Origin of the sequence: Nodularia sp. LEGE 04288, assembly GCF_963896525.1 — a bacterium.
In the GTDB taxonomy this organism is placed as follows: Bacteria; Cyanobacteriota; Cyanobacteriia; order Cyanobacteriales; family Nostocaceae; genus Nodularia.
Genome location: NZ_CAWQOY010000081.1, coordinates 1 through 1,779 on the forward strand (window position 1 = coordinate 1; position 1,779 = coordinate 1,779).

The window sequence follows — 1,779 nt, forward strand, 5'->3', positions numbered from 1 at the left end:
CGATTATTTACAAAAATTTATGCAACAAGTATTTGATATTTAGTATCAATTAGAACAAAAAGTAAATCAACAGGAGAATAAAAGTATAAAATTTATCACCCAGTTGGGGATTTGACCAAAGAATTAAAAATAGAATCACAAAAATTATTCCAACTTTTAGCTATCCATTGACAACGCAGATGTAACATAATTTCTGCGTTATTCTGTAACCAAAACTTACTGTTTCCTTTCATGCGTAAATTAACAACTTGACGAATTAAACTTTCAACTGCGCCACTACCGAGAGGTAATTTCCGAGATGCCACTTCGTTATATTTTAAAAGCCTCCTTCTATAAGCTTTTAAAATATAATTTCGCTCTTGCACCAAAACTTTACAGCGTTCTCCAGTCGCGCCAGAGATAAATTCACCCATATTTCTCATTAAATCTAGCGTTTGTCCTTTCTTTAAAGTTTTTCGAGCTTTTTTAAACCATAATTGACTTTCGTTATCTGTACTAAAAGCAGCATCAGCAAAATCTTTTAAATGTGATACGGCGTGATAAAAATCTAATAATTGATAAGTTTCGGATGGACATTTTAGCTTTTTTAATAACGGGGGAATGTGTATCCATATCCACTCTGCACCATCGGCAATCAATAATACCTGTTTAGCTTGGCTTATACCCAAATTTACCAAGTACATTTCTAAAATTTTCAGAAACTCTTTATAACCGGAATATGTGCCATCATTAGTAATAGGTATTGCTGATGTTCTAATTTTTTTACCTTGTTCATTTACGACATAAATTGTTAGTAACTTTGGCTCCATCCATTCACCGACAAAGCCATGACGGTTTGTTTTGCTACTGGGCCTCCCTTTTTTATTAAATCTAATTTTAGTTCTTCCACCATCTACAGCGATGACAACTCGTTGGTCTTTGAGAACATTACTATCAGATAAATTATCCATCTCCAGATTTAATATTTTCGATTGGCGAAGATTAATACCAATTTTCCCAAAAAGGTAAGTCAGACGTTCGATTCGTTTTAAACTAACATTTATTCCCCAATCTATAAGAGTCGAATGTGCTGCATCAAAAGAACTTGCTATTGCACCATATTTGGCAATTGTTGACCAAACCAAAGGGGTAATACCTTCAGACATCCCTAGCCACTTTAAAAACGGACAAAATCCTTGATTTGAGGTTTTGATTTTTTGCTTCTTGAGTGAAGAACTATCAGATTTTTTACTTGCCGGATTCCGTTCAAGTACATAAGGTAAGTTTAAAGTTACTTCAATATTTCCAATTGTTACTATTTGTCGTTTTTTATAACCATGTTTTTGTGTGTTTGTGCTTCTCCATCCCTGTGTTTGAGAAACAGAGTAGTCAAGAATCTTCGGTGATATCGAAAGATTATATAATAAAAGAGCTATACATTGTCCAGCTAAAATGAGTGCCTGAACTCTAATTTCTTCTTCTCGCTCTTTGAGCTTTTTCCCATCCCATTCTGAGATATTCCCAAAATCTAAAAGTTTTGTAACATTCGATTGAAAAGTTTTTATGGATTTATTTAAATCAAGAGTTGCACATATATTTTTTGTCATAAAAGGCAGATATTCCCTATCTGAAAACACTATTTAAAGGGAATCTTACCTTTTTTTGTCGCTATTACAGAACAGGTAGGAACTATTCCTGTATTTATACGTAATATTAAGTAGCAAATCTATTCATGCACTGAAAAGAAATTATTAGCGATCGCTTGTTTTTGATCCGACTTCACAAAATCGCGTTGCTCCC

Annotated in this window: 1 protein-coding gene; it reads right to left on the reverse strand. The window is 33.4% G+C overall.

The annotated features are described in order from the left end of the window. Positions 1–95 precede the first annotated feature (95 nt). On the reverse strand, positions 96–1,586 hold the full coding sequence (locus tag AACX33_RS05810; RefSeq protein WP_194003915.1) for an ISLre2 family transposase: 1,491 nt from the start codon (positions 1,584–1,586) through the stop codon (positions 96–98). Between the last annotated feature and the right edge of the window lie 193 nt (positions 1,587–1,779).